This window comes from Rhodococcus sp. NPDC054953 (assembly GCF_053609225.1).
Genome location: NZ_JBSGXD010000006.1, coordinates 132954 through 149122 on the forward strand (window position 1 = coordinate 132954; position 16169 = coordinate 149122).

13 protein-coding genes and 2 tRNA genes are annotated in these 16169 nt (G+C 70.7%); 12 read left to right on the forward strand and 3 right to left on the reverse strand.

Features of this window, described 5'->3' with window-relative positions:
• Positions 1 to 41: 41 nt before the first annotated feature.
• The 3 genes from ACWF62_RS06680 to ACWF62_RS06690 form a co-directional block, all read right to left on the reverse strand.
• The gene (locus tag ACWF62_RS06680; RefSeq protein WP_378505685.1) at positions 42 to 1022 is read right to left on the reverse strand and encodes a ribose-phosphate diphosphokinase; all 981 of its coding nucleotides are present in this window, start codon (positions 1020 to 1022) and stop codon (positions 42 to 44) included.
• On the reverse strand, positions 1019 to 2494 hold the full coding sequence (glmU, locus tag ACWF62_RS06685) for a bifunctional UDP-N-acetylglucosamine diphosphorylase/glucosamine-1-phosphate N-acetyltransferase GlmU (RefSeq protein ID WP_378505686.1): 1476 nt from the start codon (positions 2492 to 2494) through the stop codon (positions 1019 to 1021). The genes ACWF62_RS06680 and glmU overlap by 4 nt, the downstream gene beginning before the upstream one ends.
• A 71-nt stretch (positions 2495 to 2565) precedes the next feature.
• Positions 2566 to 2636, reverse strand: a tRNA-Gln gene (locus tag ACWF62_RS06690).
• A gap of 208 nt (positions 2637 to 2844) precedes the next feature.
• Here ACWF62_RS06690 and ACWF62_RS06695 point away from each other — a divergent pair.
• The 12 genes from ACWF62_RS06695 (at position 2845) to ACWF62_RS06750 (ending at position 16119) form a co-directional block, all read left to right on the forward strand.
• Complete coding sequence (locus ACWF62_RS06695) at positions 2845 to 3435, forward strand: TetR/AcrR family transcriptional regulator (RefSeq protein WP_378506032.1); 591 nt, start codon at positions 2845 to 2847, stop codon at positions 3433 to 3435.
• A 53-nt stretch (positions 3436 to 3488) separates the two neighbouring features.
• Positions 3489 to 4796: a lipase family protein gene (locus ACWF62_RS06700; RefSeq protein WP_378505687.1), complete on the forward strand. Its 1308-nt coding sequence runs from the start codon at positions 3489 to 3491 to the stop codon at positions 4794 to 4796.
• Entirely contained in the window at positions 4793 to 6028 is a 1236-nt protein-coding gene (locus ACWF62_RS06705; RefSeq protein ID WP_378505688.1) for a Tat pathway signal protein, read from the forward strand. Before ACWF62_RS06700 ends, ACWF62_RS06705 begins: the two co-directional genes overlap by 4 nt.
• A gap of 93 nt (positions 6029 to 6121) precedes the next feature.
• Complete coding sequence (gene mfd, locus ACWF62_RS06710; RefSeq protein WP_378569658.1) at positions 6122 to 9805, forward strand: transcription-repair coupling factor; 3684 nt, start codon at positions 6122 to 6124, stop codon at positions 9803 to 9805.
• Positions 9802 to 10467, forward strand: a complete 666-nt coding sequence (locus tag ACWF62_RS06715; protein ID WP_378505690.1) for a MazG family protein — start codon at positions 9802 to 9804, stop codon at positions 10465 to 10467. The genes mfd and ACWF62_RS06715 overlap by 4 nt, the downstream gene beginning before the upstream one ends.
• Positions 10468 to 10478: 11 nt before the next feature.
• On the forward strand, positions 10479 to 11198 hold the full coding sequence (locus ACWF62_RS06720) for a lytic transglycosylase domain-containing protein (RefSeq protein ID WP_378569659.1): 720 nt from the start codon (positions 10479 to 10481) through the stop codon (positions 11196 to 11198).
• Between the two features lie 67 nt (positions 11199 to 11265).
• On the forward strand, positions 11266 to 12552 hold the full coding sequence (eno, locus tag ACWF62_RS06725; RefSeq protein WP_378505692.1) for a phosphopyruvate hydratase: 1287 nt from the start codon (positions 11266 to 11268) through the stop codon (positions 12550 to 12552).
• A gap of 14 nt (positions 12553 to 12566) precedes the next feature.
• Positions 12567 to 13274, forward strand: coding sequence for an FtsB family cell division protein (locus ACWF62_RS06730; protein WP_378505693.1), 708 nt, complete (start codon positions 12567 to 12569; stop codon positions 13272 to 13274).
• Positions 13271 to 13852: a DUF501 domain-containing protein gene (locus tag ACWF62_RS06735; protein ID WP_378505694.1), complete on the forward strand. Its 582-nt coding sequence runs from the start codon at positions 13271 to 13273 to the stop codon at positions 13850 to 13852. Before ACWF62_RS06730 ends, ACWF62_RS06735 begins: the two co-directional genes overlap by 4 nt.
• Positions 13849 to 14793, forward strand: coding sequence for a Ppx/GppA phosphatase family protein (locus tag ACWF62_RS06740; protein WP_378505695.1), 945 nt, complete (start codon positions 13849 to 13851; stop codon positions 14791 to 14793). The genes ACWF62_RS06735 and ACWF62_RS06740 overlap by 4 nt, the downstream gene beginning before the upstream one ends.
• Before the next feature lie 26 nt (positions 14794 to 14819).
• Positions 14820 to 14893 (forward strand) — tRNA-Leu (locus tag ACWF62_RS06745).
• Between the two features lie 551 nt (positions 14894 to 15444).
• Positions 15445 to 16119: a M23 family metallopeptidase gene (locus tag ACWF62_RS06750; RefSeq protein WP_378505696.1), complete on the forward strand. Its 675-nt coding sequence runs from the start codon at positions 15445 to 15447 to the stop codon at positions 16117 to 16119.
• Positions 16120 to 16169: the final 50 nt, after the last annotated feature.

Sequence of the window (16169 nt, forward strand, 5' to 3'; positions counted from 1 at the left end):
CCGGGGCTCAGCCGCCGGACGCGGGCACGGGCGCCGAACGCCTACGCGATGCCGTTGAACAGCGAGGTCACCGAGCCGTTCTCGAAGACCTCCTTGATGGTGCGCGCGAGCAGCGGGGCGATGGACAGCACCGTCAGCGTCGGGAAGCGCTTGGACTCCGGGATCGGCAGCGTGTTGGTCGCGATGACCTCCTTCGCGCCGCAGGTCGCCAGGCGCTCGGCCGCCGGGTCGGAGAAGACGCCGTGCGTGGTTGCGATGATCACGTCGCCCGCTCCGGAGTCCTTGAGCACCTTCACCGCACCCGCGATGGTGCCGCCGGTGTCGATCATGTCGTCGATCAGGACGCAGGTCATGCCCTTCACGTCGCCGACGACGCGATTGGACTTGACCTGGTTCGGGACCAGCGGGTCGCGGGTCTTGTGCACGAACGCCAGCGGTGCGCCGTCGAGGGCGTCGGCCCACTTCTCGGCGACCTTGACGCGGCCCGCGTCGGGGGAGACCACGCAGATGTTCTCGGTGCCGTAGTTCTCCCGCACATAGCCGGCGAGCTGGCCGAGCGCGTGCATGTGGTCGACGGGTCCGTCGAAGAAGCCCTGGATCTGATCGGTGTGCAGATCGACGGTGATGATCCGGTCCGCGCCCGCGGTCTTGAGCATGTCCGCGATCAGGCGCGCGGAGATCGGCTCACGGCCGCGGTGCTTCTTGTCCTGGCGGGCGTACGGGTAGAACGGCAGGATCGCGGTGATGCGCTTCGCGGAGCCCCGCTTGAGCGCGTCGATCATGATCAACTGCTCCATCACCCACTGGTTCAGCGGCGCCGGGTGACTCTGCAGCACGAACGCGTCGGATCCGCGCACCGACTCCTCGAACCGGACGAAGATCTCGCCGTTGGCGAAGTCCGTCGCCGTCTGCGGGGTGACCTGGATGTCCAGTTCCTTCGCCACCTGCTCCGCCAGTTCGGGATGCGCGCGACCGGAGAAGAGCATCAGGTTCTTCTGGTTGTCGATCCAATTCGCGGTCACTGCTCTTCGCCGTCCTTGTTCGTGTCATCGTTGTGCTGCTGTGCGGTGGCCGCCGCCTCCGCGGCCGCCGTGCCGGGACGATTGCGTTCGACCCAACCCTCGATATTGCGTTGCTTGCCTCCGGAGACGGCCAGCGCCCCCGGCGGCACGTCCTCACGCAGGACGGTGCCTGCGCCGGTGTATGCGCCGTCGCCTACCCGTACCGGTGCGACGAACATGGTGTCCGACCCGGTCCGCACGTGCGACCCCACCACGGTACGGGTCTTGGTGACCCCGTCGTAATTGACGAAGACGCTCGACGCCCCGATGTTGCTGTGCGACCCGATGCTCGCGTCCCCGACGTACGTCAGGTGCGGCACCTTGGTGTGGTCGCCGATGTCGGAGTTCTTGACCTCGACGAACGCCCCGAGCTTGCCCGCGGCGCCGAGCACGGTGCCCGGACGGAGGAAGGTGAACGGCCCGACGGTGGCGCTGGCGCCGATCACCGCCCGCTCACCGTGGGTGCGGACCACCGAGGCCCCCGCCCCGACGGTGACGTCGGTGAGCGTGCTGTCCGGCCCGATCACCGCGTCCTCGCCGATCACGGTCCGGCCGTGCAACTGCACGCCGGGCCGGATGGTGGCGTCGCGCTCGATGATCACGTCGACGTCGATCCACGTGCTCGCCGGGTCGACGACGGTCACCCCGGCCCGCATGTGAGCATCGAGGATGCGGCGGTTCAGGTCGCGGGCCAACGCGGCCAGCTGCACGCGGTCGTTGGCGCCTGCGACCTTGCCCGGGTCGTCGAGCTGCGCGGCGTACACATCCCTGCCGAGCTCGCGGGCGATCCGCAGCGCATCGGTGAGGTAGAACTCACGCTGCGCGTTGCTCGGATCCAGGCGCGCAACGGCGTCCCGCAGCACCTGCGCGTCGAACGCGTACACGCCGGAATTGACCTCGGTGATCGCGATCTGGTCGGGGGTCGCGTCCGCGTGCTCAACGATCTCCAGCACCGCGCCTGCGGCGTCGCGCACGATCCGGCCGTACCCGTTGGGGTCGGCGGGGACGAATGTCAGAACGGTCGCGCCCGCCGGTGTCGGCTCGGCGTGATGCTCGTCGAGCAGCCCCCGCAGGGTGTGCCCGTCGAGCAGGGGAACGTCCGCGGAGGTGACGACGACGGTGCCGGTGAAGTCCGCGGGCACCGCGGCGAGACCGCACTGGACCGCGTGGCCGGTGCCGTTCTGCTGCTCCTGCACCGCGGTCGCGATCTCGATGCCGAGGGCGGTGGCGGTGTCCGCGACGGCCGCCCCGACCGCCTCCCGCTCATGCCCGACGACAACGACGAGGTGGGTCGGCTTCAGTTCCGCCGCCGCGTGCAGCGAATGCGCGAGCATCGAACGCCCCGCGAGGGTGTGCAGCACCTTCGGGGTCTTGGACCGCATCCGTGTCCCCGCTCCGGCGGCTAGGACGATCACGGCGGTCTCGGTTGACATGAAGCTCCTCGTATCGACAGTGTGCCCGAATCGACATGTGCTGGTTCTGCGTCGTGTGTGTCTGTGAGGTGCTCCGCCGCCAGGACTCGAACCTGAACTATCTGAACCAAAATCAGAGGTGCTGCCATTACACTACGGCGGATTGCCTGCGGATTCGCAGAACATCCAGGGGTCGAAACCCCGGCTTCGGCGGTCCGCTGTGCGCCCTAGATCCTCGCATGAGCACCCGTGTCGGTGCTAACCGCCTCGCCGGTTCGGATGCGGTGGGCCGATACGCTGGCACCATGTCGCGACCACCGCAGGCCCCGGCCGACAAGCAGCCCCCAGCCGACAAGCCGCCCCGGACCCGGATGACCGGGACGCAGCGCCGCGAGCAGCTGATCGAGATCGGCCGCAGTGTGTTCGCCGAGCGCGGCTACGAGGCCGCGTCGATAGAGGAGATCTCCGCCCGCGCGAACGTCTCGAAGCCGGTCGTCTACGAGCATTTCGGTGGCAAGGAAGGGCTCTACGCGGTCGTCGTCGACCGCGAGATGTCGGTGCTGCTGGACATGGTGACCCGCTCCCTCGAGCAGAACCGGTCGCGGGTGCGGGTCGAGCGGGCGGCACTGGCGCTGCTCACCTACGTCGAGGAGCGCACCGAGGGGTTCCGGATCCTGGTGCGGGATTCCCCGGTGTCGGCGGAGGAGGGCACCTATTCGAGCCTGCTGAACGAGGCCGTCACCCGGGTCGGGCATCTTCTCGCAGGCGACTTCTCCCGTCGCGGGTTCGATCCGGAGTTGGCGACGCTGTACGCGCAGGCCCTGGTCGGCATGGTCGCGACGACCGCGACGTGGTGGCTCGACGAGCGGACACCGCCGAAGGAGACCGTTGCCGCGCACCTGGTGAACCTGTGCTGGAACGGCCTGACGAACCTGGAGGCGGATCCGCAGCTCGGGAAGTGAACGGGAACCGACCGGTTTGTAACGAATAGGTGTAGCGGTTCGACACAGCAGCCATGATCACCAGGACCGGACTCCTCGGCACCGCCCTCGCTGCCGCGCTCCTCGTCGTCTCGGCGGGCACCTCGGCGGCGTCCGAGCCGGTGCCGCTCGACAAGGTGTTCAACCCGTTCGTGCTGAGCACCCTCGCCGACGGCGGCATCGCGCCGCCGCAGCAGTGGTACCCGCGGCTGGCCAGCGACGACCCCTGGTACGACGCCCCGCCGGTCGGTGACGCCGCACCGGGAACCCTGCTGCGGGCCCGGCCCGCGACGGTCCAGGTCTACGGTGTGCAGCCCGGCCACGTGTCGGCGTGGCAGCTGATGTACGTCACCACCGCCTTCGACGGGTCGCCGACCGTCAGCACCGGCATCCTGATGATTCCGCAGGACGGCACCCCCGCCGGCGAACGCAAGCTCGTCGGATACGCGGAGGCGAACGACAGCCTCGGCCCGAACTGCATGCCGAGCACCCAGTGGACGGGCGGCAACCAGGGCGACCCGTCCCTGTTCTCCGCGCTCGGCCCGGTGGCGCAGATGTTCGGGCACGGCTGGGCCGTGATGATGAGCGACACCGCCAACGACGGGGACACCGCACCCAACGGGTTCGCGGTCGGCAACTTCGCGGGCGCCGCAACCCTGGACGGCCTGCGCGCCGCGCTTGCGCTGCCCGACGCGGGCCTCGCCGCCGACACCCCGATCGGGCTGTACGGGATCGCGGGGGGCGGCGTCGCCGCCGGGTTCGCCGCCGAGAAGCAGGCCAGCTACGCGCCGGAACTGAACGTCGTCGGCACCGTGCTGCAGGCGATGGTCATCGACAGCGCCACCTTCGAGCGGAGCGCCGACGGCGGCATCGGCGCCGGATTCGTGTTCGCGAACTCGCTGAGCTACGCCGCCACCTACCCGGAGATCGACCTCGACCGGGAACTGACCCCGCTCGGCAGGCTCGTCGCCGACGCCTTCAACAACACCTGCCAGCAGAACTACCTGTACATGCCGTTCCTTCCGCTCGGCGCGCTGTACGAGAACGGCCGTCCCGCGGACAACCCGGTCTTCGCCAGGGCATACGCCGAGAACCGGATGGGTCAGCGGGCGCCGGCGGCGCCGGTGCTGATGACCTCCTGCCGCGACGACTTCCTCGTCCCGTACTCGGACGTCGAGAACCTGGTCGCCGCGTACCGGGCAGGCGGAACCGAGGTCACCGTCGACCCGAGCGTGTGCGGCGTGTTCGACATCCTCACCAACCCGTACCGGGTCGGCACCGAACTGCTCGGCATGCAGAACGTGGACTGGTTCGTCGGCCGCTTCGCGGAGGCGCGGCGGTGAGGGCGGCGATCGCGACGGTGCTGGTGGCCGTCGCGGCGCTGCTGACGCCTACGGTCGCCCTCGCCGACGATCTCGCGTACCTCGACGTTCCGCTGTCCAACGCGGACGCCGAAGGCAACGGCGGCGTCGCCCCGGACCTACCGACCGACCCTGCCGTCCTCGGTGCCGCGCTCGACCGGGCCCGCGCGGCGGGCGTCGACCCGACCCGGTACGCGGCACTGCTGCAACAGTTCTGGCTGACCACCGCCACCGTCAAGGCGGGCCTGGACCTGACGAACTGGGACCCGAACCGAGGCCTTGCCGCCAACGAACAGAACCTGGCGAACACCTTCCGGTACTACGAGCGACTCCAACTCGAGAACGCGGACTTCCTGTGGACCGGGCAGGGCGGCATGGCCGGGCCGTCGTTCGCGGCCGGGATCATGGACGTCGACCTCGGCCGGGTGGTCCTCGGTGTGCGGGGCGTCACCGACGCGGTCGCCGCGATCGTCCGGCCGCTCGACGACGCTGCTGCGCCCGCGAAGGCGACCCTCCCCGAGGACCTGCAGGCCCTGTTCGAGGTGGGCCGCACCATCACCGCCGACGACATCGCGCACTTCCAGGTGCAGGTCATCGCGATGAGCAAGCACATCTTCATGGACCTGATCCCGCAGCACGAGGCGTACCTCGCGGCAGGCATGACCGCGATCGACGAGTACCGCGACGCCGGCCTGATCGACGAGAACGCGTACGGCGCGTGGCGGGACATCGCCACCGGCGACCCGGACCTGGTGGTCGAGGGCAACAAGCGGCTGCTGTACCGGGAGCAGTACCAGTCGATCGGCGATCAGTGGGACCGCGCCCGCGCGTACCGCGGCCCGGTCGGGCGGGCACTGACCTACCTGTCCACCGTCGCGGCCGATCCCGCGATCCCCGGGGTGGTCCCGCCGCGGGAGGCAGCCCCGCTGACCCTGACCGCGGGCGACGTCACCGGCCGCCCGGTCACCGGACCGCAGTGGCGGCTGCAGACCCCGCTGCCCGCATTCAACTGGTCCGAGCGGGACGCCCGCTGGGCGTACATCACCGAGCAGATGCTGCCGAAGTACCGGGCGCTCAAGGAGGACCGGCCGCAGCTGTGGCGCGACACCCTCAGCGCGCCGATGGAGCAGCAGATCCTGCAGCAGCGGGCGCTGATGCGGCTCCCGCAGATGCTCACCTCGATGGCACGGACGACGCAGGTCCACTACCGCTGATCTCCGGGCCAGGGCGCCCGGCCTAGAATCGGTCGGGGCCGTCGGGCACGGCGGCCGGTCCTCGTTCGGCGATCCAGGGGCGGTCACATCCACATGCCATCGACGCTGTCCACCGCGGGCCCGGAATCCGGGCAGCCGCATCTTCCGCTCGCGGGCATCGCCCGGGTCGCGCTCGCCGGGGCCGCGTTCGGCCCGGTTCGGGATGCCCTCGGGCGCGCCGAGCTCGCGCTGGTCGCGCCGAACCCGGTTCGGCCCTTCCTCGCGTCCGCGATCGCCGAGCACGGTCAGCTGCTGCTCGTCACCGCCACCGGACGCGAAGCCGACGATCTCACCACGGAGCTGCGGGAGATCCTCGGGGACGCGGTCGCGCAGTTCCCGTCCTGGGAGACCCTGCCGCACGAGCGGCTGTCCCCGGGTGCCGACACCGTCGGACGTCGACTCGAGGTGCTGCGCAGGCTCGCGCACCCGGACAACGCCGACTACGGGCCGCCGCTGAAGGTGGTCGTCACCACCGTCCGCTCGCTGGTGCAGCCGATGGCACCCGGCCTCGGCGAGATCGCACCGGTCACCCTGCGGGTCGGCAGCGAGAGCCCGTTCGACGAGCTGATCGCGCGGCTCGTCGAGATGGCGTACACCCGCGTCGACATGGTCGGCAAGCGCGGCGAGTTCGCGGTCCGTGGCGGCATCCTCGATATTTTCTCTCCGACCGCGGATCATCCTGTGCGGGTGGAGTTCTGGGGGGATGAGGTGACCGAGCTTCGGCCGTTCTCGGTGGCCGACCAGCGGTCCCTGCCGGACCTCGAGGTCGCCGCCCTGATCGCGCCGCCGTGCCGCGAGTTGCTGCTCACCGAGACGGTCCGCGACCGCGCGGCCGCCCTGGCACGCGACAACCAGGCCGACGCGGCACTGGTCGAGATGCTCGACAAGCTGTCCGCGGGTATCCCCGTCGACGGCATGGAGGCGCTGCTGCCGGTGCTGCAAAACGGGGAGCTGGTGCTGCTGACCGAGGCATTGCCCGAGGGCACCCACGTCCTGCTCTGCGATCCGGAGAAAATCCGTACCCGCGCAACAGATCTGGTCCGCACCGGGCAGGAGTTCCTCGAGGCGTCCTGGACCGCGGCGTCGATCGGGGCGGCCGCACCGCTGGACACCTCCACGCTCGACACCTCCGGGGTCGGGGTGTCAGGGGCCGCCCTTGCTGCGTCGGCGTACCGGACGCTGCGGCAGGTGCATGCGAGCGCGACCGCGCAGGGGAGACCGTGGTGGACGGTCAGCCCGCTCGCCTCCGGCAGTGCCGACGAACTGGTCCTCGACGTGCAGGCGGCGCCGGAGGTGCGCGGCTCCGACGATCTGCTTGCCGAGCTGTTCGTGATGCTCCGGGCGCACGTCAGCACCGGTGGCCGGGCCGCGATCGTGGTCGCCGGGGCAGGCACCGCGCAGCGCGCGCTGGAACGACTCGGGGACGCGGAGGTGCCCGCCGCTCACCTCGCGCCCGGCGGCGAACCGCCCCGCGGCCAGGTGTCGGTGCTGTGCGCCACCCTGCAGAACGGCCTGATCCTTCCCGCCGGAGCGGAGCCTGCCGGTCTGGTGTTGGTCTCCGAATCGGACCTGACCGGCAACCGGGTCGCCGCGGCCGGCGACGGAAGGAAGCTGCCGCCCAAGCGCCGCAACCAGGTCGACCCGCTGGCGCTGACCGCGGGCGACATGGTCGTCCACGACCAGCACGGCATCGGCAGGTTCGTGGAGATGGTCGAACGCACCGTCGGCGGCGCCCGCCGCGAGTACCTGGTGATCGAGTACGCGGCGAGCAAACGCGGCCACCCCGGCGACCGGCTGTTCGTCCCGATGGAGTCGCTCGACCAGCTCTCGCGGTACGTCGGCGGCGAGCTGCCCGCGCTGTCCAAGCTCGGCGGATCCGACTGGCAGAACACGAAACGCAAGGCCCGCAAGGCGGTCCGGGAGATCGCGGGCGAGCTGGTGCAGCTGTACGCGGCGCGGCAGGCGGCGCCGGGGCACGCGTTCGGCCCGGACACCCCGTGGCAGAAGGAGATGGAGGACGCGTTCGCGTTCACCGAAACCCACGACCAGTTGACCGTCATCGACGAGGTCAAGGCCGACATGGAGAAGCCGGTCCCGATGGACCGGGTGGTCATCGGTGACGTCGGCTACGGCAAGACTGAGGTCGCCGTGCGTGCCGCGTTCAAGGCCGTGCAGGACGGCAAGCAGGTCGCGGTGCTGGTGCCGACGACCCTGCTCGCGCAGCAGCATCTGCAGACCTTCGCCGAACGGATGGCGAACTTCCCGGTGAAGGTGCGGGGCCTGTCCCGGTTCACCGACGCGGGGGAGTCCAAGGAGATCATCGCGCAGCTCGCCGACGGCGAGGTCGACGTCGTCGTCGGCACCCACCGGCTGCTGCAGACCGGGGTGCGCTGGAAGGATCTCGGGCTGGTGATCGTCGACGAGGAACAGCGGTTCGGCGTCGAACACAAGGAACACATCAAGGCGCTGCGCACCCACGTCGACGTGCTCACCATGTCGGCGACGCCGATCCCGCGCACCCTGGAGATGAGCATGGCCGGGATCCGGGAGATGTCGACGATCCTCACCCCGCCCGAGGAGCGGCACCCGATCCTCACCTACGTCGGCGCGTACGCCGACAAGCAGGTCGCCGCCGCGATCCGCCGCGAGCTGCTCCGCGACGGCCAGGTGTTCTACGTGCACAACCGGGTGAGTTCGATCGACAAGGCCGCCAAGCGGATTCGCGAGCTGGTGCCGGAGGCGCGGGTGGTGGTCGCGCACGGCCAGATGAACGAGGAGACCCTGGAGAAGACCGTGCAGGGCTTCTGGGAGCGCGAGTTCGATGTCCTGGTGTGCACCACGATCATCGAGACCGGGCTCGACATTTCCAACGCCAACACCCTCATCGTGGAACGCGCCGACTCGCTCGGGCTGTCCCAGCTGCACCAGCTGCGCGGCCGCGTCGGGCGCAGCAGGGAGCGCGGCTACGCCTATTTCCTGTACCCGCCGGAGAAGCCGCTCACCGAGACCGCCTACGACCGGCTCGCCACCATCTCGCAGAACTCCGACCTCGGTGCGGGCATGGCCGTCGCGATGAAGGACCTCGAGATCCGCGGCGCCGGAAACGTGTTGGGCGCCGAGCAGTCCGGGCACGTCGCCGGGGTCGGCTTCGACCTGTATGTGCGCCTGGTCGGGGAGGCGGTCGAGGCCTACCGCGCCGTCGCGGACGGCAAGCCGATCACCACCGACGAGGCGCCGAAGGAGGTGCGGATCGACCTGCCGGTCGACGCGCACATCCCACCCGACTACGTGACCAGCGACCGGCTGCGGCTCGAGGCGTACCGCAAGCTCGCCGCTGCCGGCAACGACGACGAGATCACCGCCGTCATCGACGAGCTCGTCGACCGCTACGGGCCGCTGCCCGAGGAGGTCGGCAGGCTGGTGTCGGTCGCGAAGCTGCGACTGCTGTGCCGCGAGTACGGGATCGAGGAGGTCGCCGTCACCGGAACCCAGCTCAAGATCTCGCCGATGCAGCTGCCCGATTCCAAGCAGCTGCGGCTCAAGCGGCTGTACTCCGCCGCCCAATACCGGGCCACCACCGGCCTGGTGCAGATGCCGCTGCCGCGCACCGGCGGTGTCGGGTCGGATCGGGTGCGGGACGTGCAGCTGCTGCAGTACATCGCCGACTTCCTGCTCGCGATGGACGGGCGGGCCGCCGGCGCCGTCGACGTGTCGGTCCCGGTCGGGGCGTCGGCGTGACCGGTGGCAGGCCGGGCGACGGCCTGGTCGAGGCCGCCGAGGTGATGGACCGGCTCTGGTCCTTCGGCGGCTGGGAGGTCACCCAGACGCACGATTCGCTGCGCCGGTACCTGCTGGAGGAAACCTACGAGCTGCTCGACGCGATCGACGCGGGCGACCCGGTCGGATTGCGGGAGGAACTCGGAGACCTGTTGCTGCAGGTGCTCTTCCACGCGCGGATCGCGCAGGAATCGGCCACCGATCCGTTCACCGTCGACGACGTTGCCCGCGGCCTGGTCGCGAAGCTGTCGGGGCGTAGCCCGCACCTGACCAACGGGCACACCGGCCCCGTCGACGTCGCCGAGCAGGAACGCGCGTGGGAGGTCGCGAAGGCCGCGGAGAAGGCGCGGGCGTCCTGCCTGGACGGCATCGCGATGGCCCAGCCCGCACTCGCGTTGGCGGAGAAGGTGATCGACCGGGCCACCCGGGCCGGGCTGCCCGCCGACCTGATACCCGAGGACATTCGGGTGGTGCGGATCGTCGCCGGGGAGAACGCCGAGGACGCCCTGCGCAGGGCGGTGCTCGGGTTCGCCGAGCGGGTCCGGGCGACGGAACGGGCGGCCAGGGAGTCGGGGTCGGTGCCGGGGGCGCTCACGCCGGACACCTGGTCCGCGCTGTGGTGACGCGCCGACCGGTGCCGCCCCGAGCGGCTGCCGTCGGCGGTGTCGCGCTCGCGGTCGCCGTCCTGCTCGGCGGCTGCGCACAGGATCCGCCGATCCCGCAGAACATCCCGCCGCTGCCCGGCGCGGCGTTGCCGCCGATCGACGTCGACGGGCCGGGGCGCACCGCGGACCAGCTCGCCGGCTGGGCGGCCGCACTGTCCGAGGAGACCGGGGTGTCCGCCACCGCCCTCGAGGCGTACGGGTACGCGGCGGCGGTGATGGCCCGGTCCCGCCCCGACTGCGGCATCGCCTGGACCACGATCGCGGGTATTGCGGGCGTGGAGAGCAGGCACGGCACCCACCGTGGCGCGCGGGTCGCCGCCGACGGGACCGTCGCGCCCGCGATCCGCGGGATCCCCCTGGACGGTGGGCCCGGGGTCGCCGAGATCCCCGACACCGACGGCGGCGTCATGGACGGCGACCCGGTCCACGACCGGGCGATGGGTCCGTTGCAGTTCATCCCGGAGACCTGGGTGCGTTGGGGTGTCGACGCGAACGGTGACGGCGTCGTCGACCCCGACAACATCGACGACGCGGCCCTCACCGCGGGCCGCTACCTGTGTGCCCGCGGCGGAGACCTCACCGGCGAGGCGGGCTGGCGGCAGGCGCTGATGGCGTACAACCTGTCCGGCCAGTACCTGCTCGATGTGCGGGACCGGGCCAACACTTACGCGGTCAGGAGTGCGCCGTGACATGCCCTAGGCTCAGACCTGGCACTATGTACCGACATCGTCTACGCCGTTATTAGGAGAACCATTCGTGGCCATCATCGAGCAGGTCGGAGCCCGCGAGATCCTCGATTCCCGAGGCAACCCCACGGTCGAGGTCGAGGTGCTGCTCGACGACGGCACCTTCGCCCGCGCCGCCGTGCCGTCCGGCGCGTCGACCGGTGAGCACGAGGCCGTCGAACTGCGCGACGGTGGCGACCGCTACAACGGCAAGGGTGTCCAGAAGGCCGTCGAGGCCGTTCTCGGCGACATCGCACCTGCGATCATCGGCATCGACGCCAGCGAGCAGCGCGCCGTCGACCAGGCCCTCCTCGACGAGGACGGCACCCCCGACAAGTCGCGGCTCGGCGCCAACGCCCTGCTCGGTGCGTCCCTCGCGGTGGCGCGGGCCGCGGCCGAGTCCTCGGGACTCGAGCTGTACCGCTACGTCGGCGGCCCGAACGCCCACATCCTGCCGGTGCCGATGATGAACATCCTCAACGGCGGCGCGCACGCCGACACCGGCGTCGACGTCCAGGAGTTCATGGTCGCGCCGGTCGGGGCGGCCACCTTCAAGGAGTCGCTGCGTTGGGGCACCGAGGTGTACCACTCGCTCAAGTCGGTTCTCAAGGCCAAGGGCCTGTCCACCGGCCTCGGCGACGAGGGCGGCTTCGCGCCCGACGTCGCGGGCACCAAGGCCGCCCTCGACCTGATCAGCGAGGCCGTCGACAAGACCGGACTCAAGCTGGGCACCGACGTGGCGCTCGCGCTCGATGTCGCAGCCACCGAGTTCTACACCGACGGCACCGGGTACAAGTTCGAGGGCCAGAACCGGACGGCCGCCGAGATGGGCGCCTTCTACGCCGAGCTGCTCGGCCAGTACCCCCTCGTCTCGATCGAGGACCCGCTCAGCGAGGACGACTGGGAGGGCTGGGTCGCCCTCACCGAGGCCATCGGGGACAAGGTCCAGCTCGTCGGCGACGACCTGTTCGTCACCAACCCGGAGCGTCTCGAGGACGGCATCGTGAAGGGTGCGGCCAACGCGCTGCTGGTCAAGGTCAACCAGATCGGCACGCTGACCGAGACCCTCGACGCCGTGGACCTCGCGCACCGCAACGGCTACAAGACGATGATGAGCCACCGGTCCGGCGAGACCGAGGACACCACCATCGCCGACCTCGCCGTCGCCGTCGGCAGCGGCCAGATCAAGACCGGTGCCCCGGCCCGTTCCGAGCGGGTCGCCAAGTACAACCAGCTGCTGCGCATCGAGGAGTCGCTCGGCGACGCCGCCCGGTACGCAGGCGAGCTCGCGTTCCCGCGGTTCTCGTTCGGCTCCTGACCGGCTGACCGACCATGAGCCAGCGCGGCAGGTCCCGACCGGGCGGCAGCCCGGGTGGCCGTGAGCCCCGTCGTCAACGCGACGGGGACGGGACGCGACGCTCGACGTCGCGGACCCGGCCGAGCGGACCTGCCGCGCCCGGCTCCACCGGAGCGGCGGGCCAGTCGACGCCGCCGTCGCCGACCGAGAAGCCGGTCGGCGGAGCGCGTTCCCGCCGCCGCCCGACCGCACCGCAGCCCGAGCGGACCGTGCTGGGGCTGTCCACCGCCCGCGCGGTGATCCTCGCGATGGTGATCTGCGTGGTGGCGCTGACCGTCGCGGTGCCGCTGCGCACCTACCTCGGGCAGCGCAGCGAGGCCGAGCAGGTCGCCGAGCAACGCAGACAGCTTGAGGCGGACGTCGACCAGTTGACCCGGGACAGCGCGCAGGCCGACGATCCGGCGTATGTGCGGGCGCAGGCCCGTGAGCGGTTGCAGTACGTGATGCCGGGGGAGACCCCGTATCAGGTGCAGCTGCCCGGCGCGACCGCCCCGCCGGTCGAGGATCTCACCAAACCCAAGCACGACGGCGACCCCTGGTACACCGACCTGTGGCGTCCGATCGTCGAACCGCAACCCACCCCGACGCCGCCTCCTGCGCCGCCGCCGGCACCGCCCGCGTCGAGCCAGGACGGCGCCGGGTCGATGACCATTCCCCAGGATCAAGGAGGGCCCACCGGGTGACCGAGCCTGCCGAGAACAACGTGCCCAAGGCGGATCTGGATGTCGTCGCCGCGCAGCTCGGTCGCGAGCCGCGCGGCGTGCTCGCGATCGCGTACCGCGCACCCGACGGCACCCCCGGCGTCGTCAAGACCGCGCCGCGACTGCCCGACGGAACCCCGTTCCCCACCCTCTACTACCTCACCGACCCGCGGCTGACCGCGGAGGCCAGCCGCCAGGAATCGGCCGGGGTGATGAGGGAGATGACCGAGCGGCTCGCCCGCGACCCGGAATTGGCGGCAGGCTACCGGCGTGCGCACGACTCGTACCTCGCGGAGCGAAACCAGATCGATTCGCTCGGAACGGATTTCACCGGCGGAGGCATGCCGGATCGGGTGAAGTGCCTGCACGTGCTGATGGCGCATGCGCTGGCGAAGGGCCCTGGCCTGAACCCGTTCGGCGACGAGTCCGTTGCCCTCGCCGCCGACGCCGGGTTGCGGGGCACCGCCATTCCCGCGGACTGGCCGCGGTACGTCGCACCGGAGGCGGCAGGGAACATCACGCCGGAGGCGACAGGGGATAACACCGGGGATACCGAATGACGCGGGTCGCCGCGATCGACTGCGGAACCAACTCGATCCGCCTGCTCGTCGCGGACGCCGACGAGCACGGCCGGCTCACCGACGTCGTCCGGGAGATGCGCGTCAATCGGCTCGGCCAGGGCGTCGACGCCACCGGCCGGTTCACCCCCGAGGCGCTCGAGCGCACCCGCGCCGCGCTCGAGGAGTACGCGGGCATGATCGGCGAGACCGGGGCGTCGAGGGTCCGGATGGTCGCGACGTCCGCTACCCGCGACGCCGCGAACCGCGAGGACTTCTTCGCGCTGACGCGGGAGGTGCTCGGCGCCGTCCTCCCCGGATCCGAGGCCGAGGTGATCACCGGCGACGAGGAGGCCCGGCTGTCGTTCGCCGGTGCGGTCGGCGAACTCGACGCGGCCGCGGGGCCGTTCGTCGTCGTCGACCTGGGGGGCGGATCCACCGAGGTCGTGCTCGGCGACGCGGACGGGGTGCACGCGGCGCACTCCACCGATATCGGGTGCGTCCGCCTGACCGAACGCTGCCTGCACGACGACCCGCCGACCGCCGACCAGATCGCCGCGGCCCGGGAGTTCGCCGCCGTGAAGATCGGCGAGGCCTTCGCCCGTGTGCCCGTCGAGCGGGCGCGCACCTGGGTGGGGGTCGCGGGCACCATGACCACGCTGGCCGCGGTGTCGCTGGACCTGCCGCACTACGACGCCGAGCGGGTGCACCTGTCGCGGATGTCGCTGGACCGGTTGCATGAGGTGAACGCGGCACTGCTGCACCGGACCCACGAGCAGCGGGCCGCGATCGCCACCATCCACCCCGGCCGCGTCGACGTGATCGGCGGCGGCGCGATCGTCGCGGACGTTCTCGGCGAGGAACTCGCCCGCCGCGCGGGCATCACCGAACTGATCGTCAGCGAGCACGACATCCTGGACGGGATCGCGCTCTCGATCCTCTGACCGCACTACAGTCGTCACCGGCGCCCGCCCCCGTAGCCCAATTGGCAGAGGCAGCGGACTTAAAATCCGCCAAGTGTCGGTTCGAGCCCGACCGGGGGCACCGCGTCGGCGTCGACTGGTTGGACGATTGTTCAGTTGAAACCGGCATGTCGGGCGCTTCCGTCCCGTAGCGTCGGCGCCGACAGTACGAACATGCATCAAAGGAGCAATCATGGGCAGTGCGGAAACCATCCTCGTCGGCGTTCTCTCGCAGGTTCTGACCAACCTGGTCAAGGACGCCCTCGGCTCCTAGTACACGCTCGCGATGTCCGTCCCACCCGTCGGTGGGGCGGACATCGGTCGTTTCGGCGACCGTCGGCCCCCGGCAGCGCCCCGATCCTCGGGTGCGAACCGGGGGCATTTTCGTGCCCTGTGCATGCCCGAATCCGCAGCGAAACGGCCCACGTGTGGGTGACGTCACGCTACGCCGTACGAAACTCGCAAACCCGCTGAGCAGGGCGTTTCGGCTTGAGGGCTCATCAAGATCAAAGTTTGATAAACATTTGGTCACGATCGACGTGTCGAGATGACTTCGTTACCTTCATCTGCGTTCCGGGGGATCGCGGTTGCGCTTGGGGATGCGCGCGCCGCGGCACGACGACAGTGAAGGAAATGACTGTGGCCAACACCCACAGGACGGTTACTCGTTCTCACCCGCTCACCCGCCGCCTGACTCTCGCGGCGGCCACCGCCGTGACCGGCGCCATCGCCGTCGCAGGCATCCAGTTCGGGGCGGGCACCGCGGCAGCGCAGCCGCTCGAGGTCCCGGCCGGGCTGCTGCCCGCCGGCGTGCAGGCTCCCGTGCTCGACCTCCCCGCAGGCCCGGCCGCGGACTGGGCGGCCGGACTGCTCGCATCGGTCGACCCGGGCAGCGCCGCCCCGTTCAAGGCGCGCACGGTGCAGCCGGTGTCCGGATCGCTGAGCTCCGGCTACGGCGCCCGCTGGGGCACCCACCACGGCGGCCTCGACATCGCAGCCCCGATCGGCACCCCGGTGCAGTCCGCCGCCGACGGTGAGGTGATCTCCGCTGGCCCGGCGGCCGGTTTCGGGCAGTGGGTGCGGGTCCGGCACGACGACGGCACCGTCACCGTGTACGGCCACGTCGACACCTACCTTGTGCACGTCGGCCAGCGGGTGTCCGCGGGCCAGCAGATCGCCACCGTCGGCAACCGTGGCCAGTCCACCGGGCCGCACCTGCACTTCGAGGCGTGGGACGCGGCGGGCAACCGGCTGAACCCGAACGCGTGGCTCGGTGACCGCGGCGTGGTGCCCACCTGGGGTTCCTGATCAAGCTTCGGTAAAGGTGGACGAGGCCGAGATCATCTTGTTATCTTCGG

What these genes read in the sequence shown, in the direction of transcription:
- ACWF62_RS06695 (WP_378506032.1), top strand. Translation starts at nt 2,845, where the DNA reads ATGACCGGGACGCAGCGCCGCGAGCAGCTGATCGAGATCGGCCGCAGT.
- ACWF62_RS06750 (WP_378505696.1), top strand. Translation starts at nt 15,445, where the DNA reads ATGACTGTGGCCAACACCCACAGGACGGTTACTCGTTCTCACCCGCTC.
- ACWF62_RS06740 (WP_378505695.1), top strand. Translation starts at nt 13,849, where the DNA reads ATGACGCGGGTCGCCGCGATCGACTGCGGAACCAACTCGATCCGCCTG.
- ACWF62_RS06700 (WP_378505687.1), top strand. Translation starts at nt 3,489, where the DNA reads ATGATCACCAGGACCGGACTCCTCGGCACCGCCCTCGCTGCCGCGCTC.
- glmU (WP_378505686.1), bottom strand. Translation starts at nt 2,494, where the DNA reads ATGTCAACCGAGACCGCCGTGATCGTCCTAGCCGCCGGAGCGGGGACA.
- mfd (WP_378569658.1), top strand. Translation starts at nt 6,122, where the DNA reads ATGCCATCGACGCTGTCCACCGCGGGCCCGGAATCCGGGCAGCCGCAT.
- ACWF62_RS06730 (WP_378505693.1), top strand. Translation starts at nt 12,567, where the DNA reads ATGAGCCAGCGCGGCAGGTCCCGACCGGGCGGCAGCCCGGGTGGCCGT.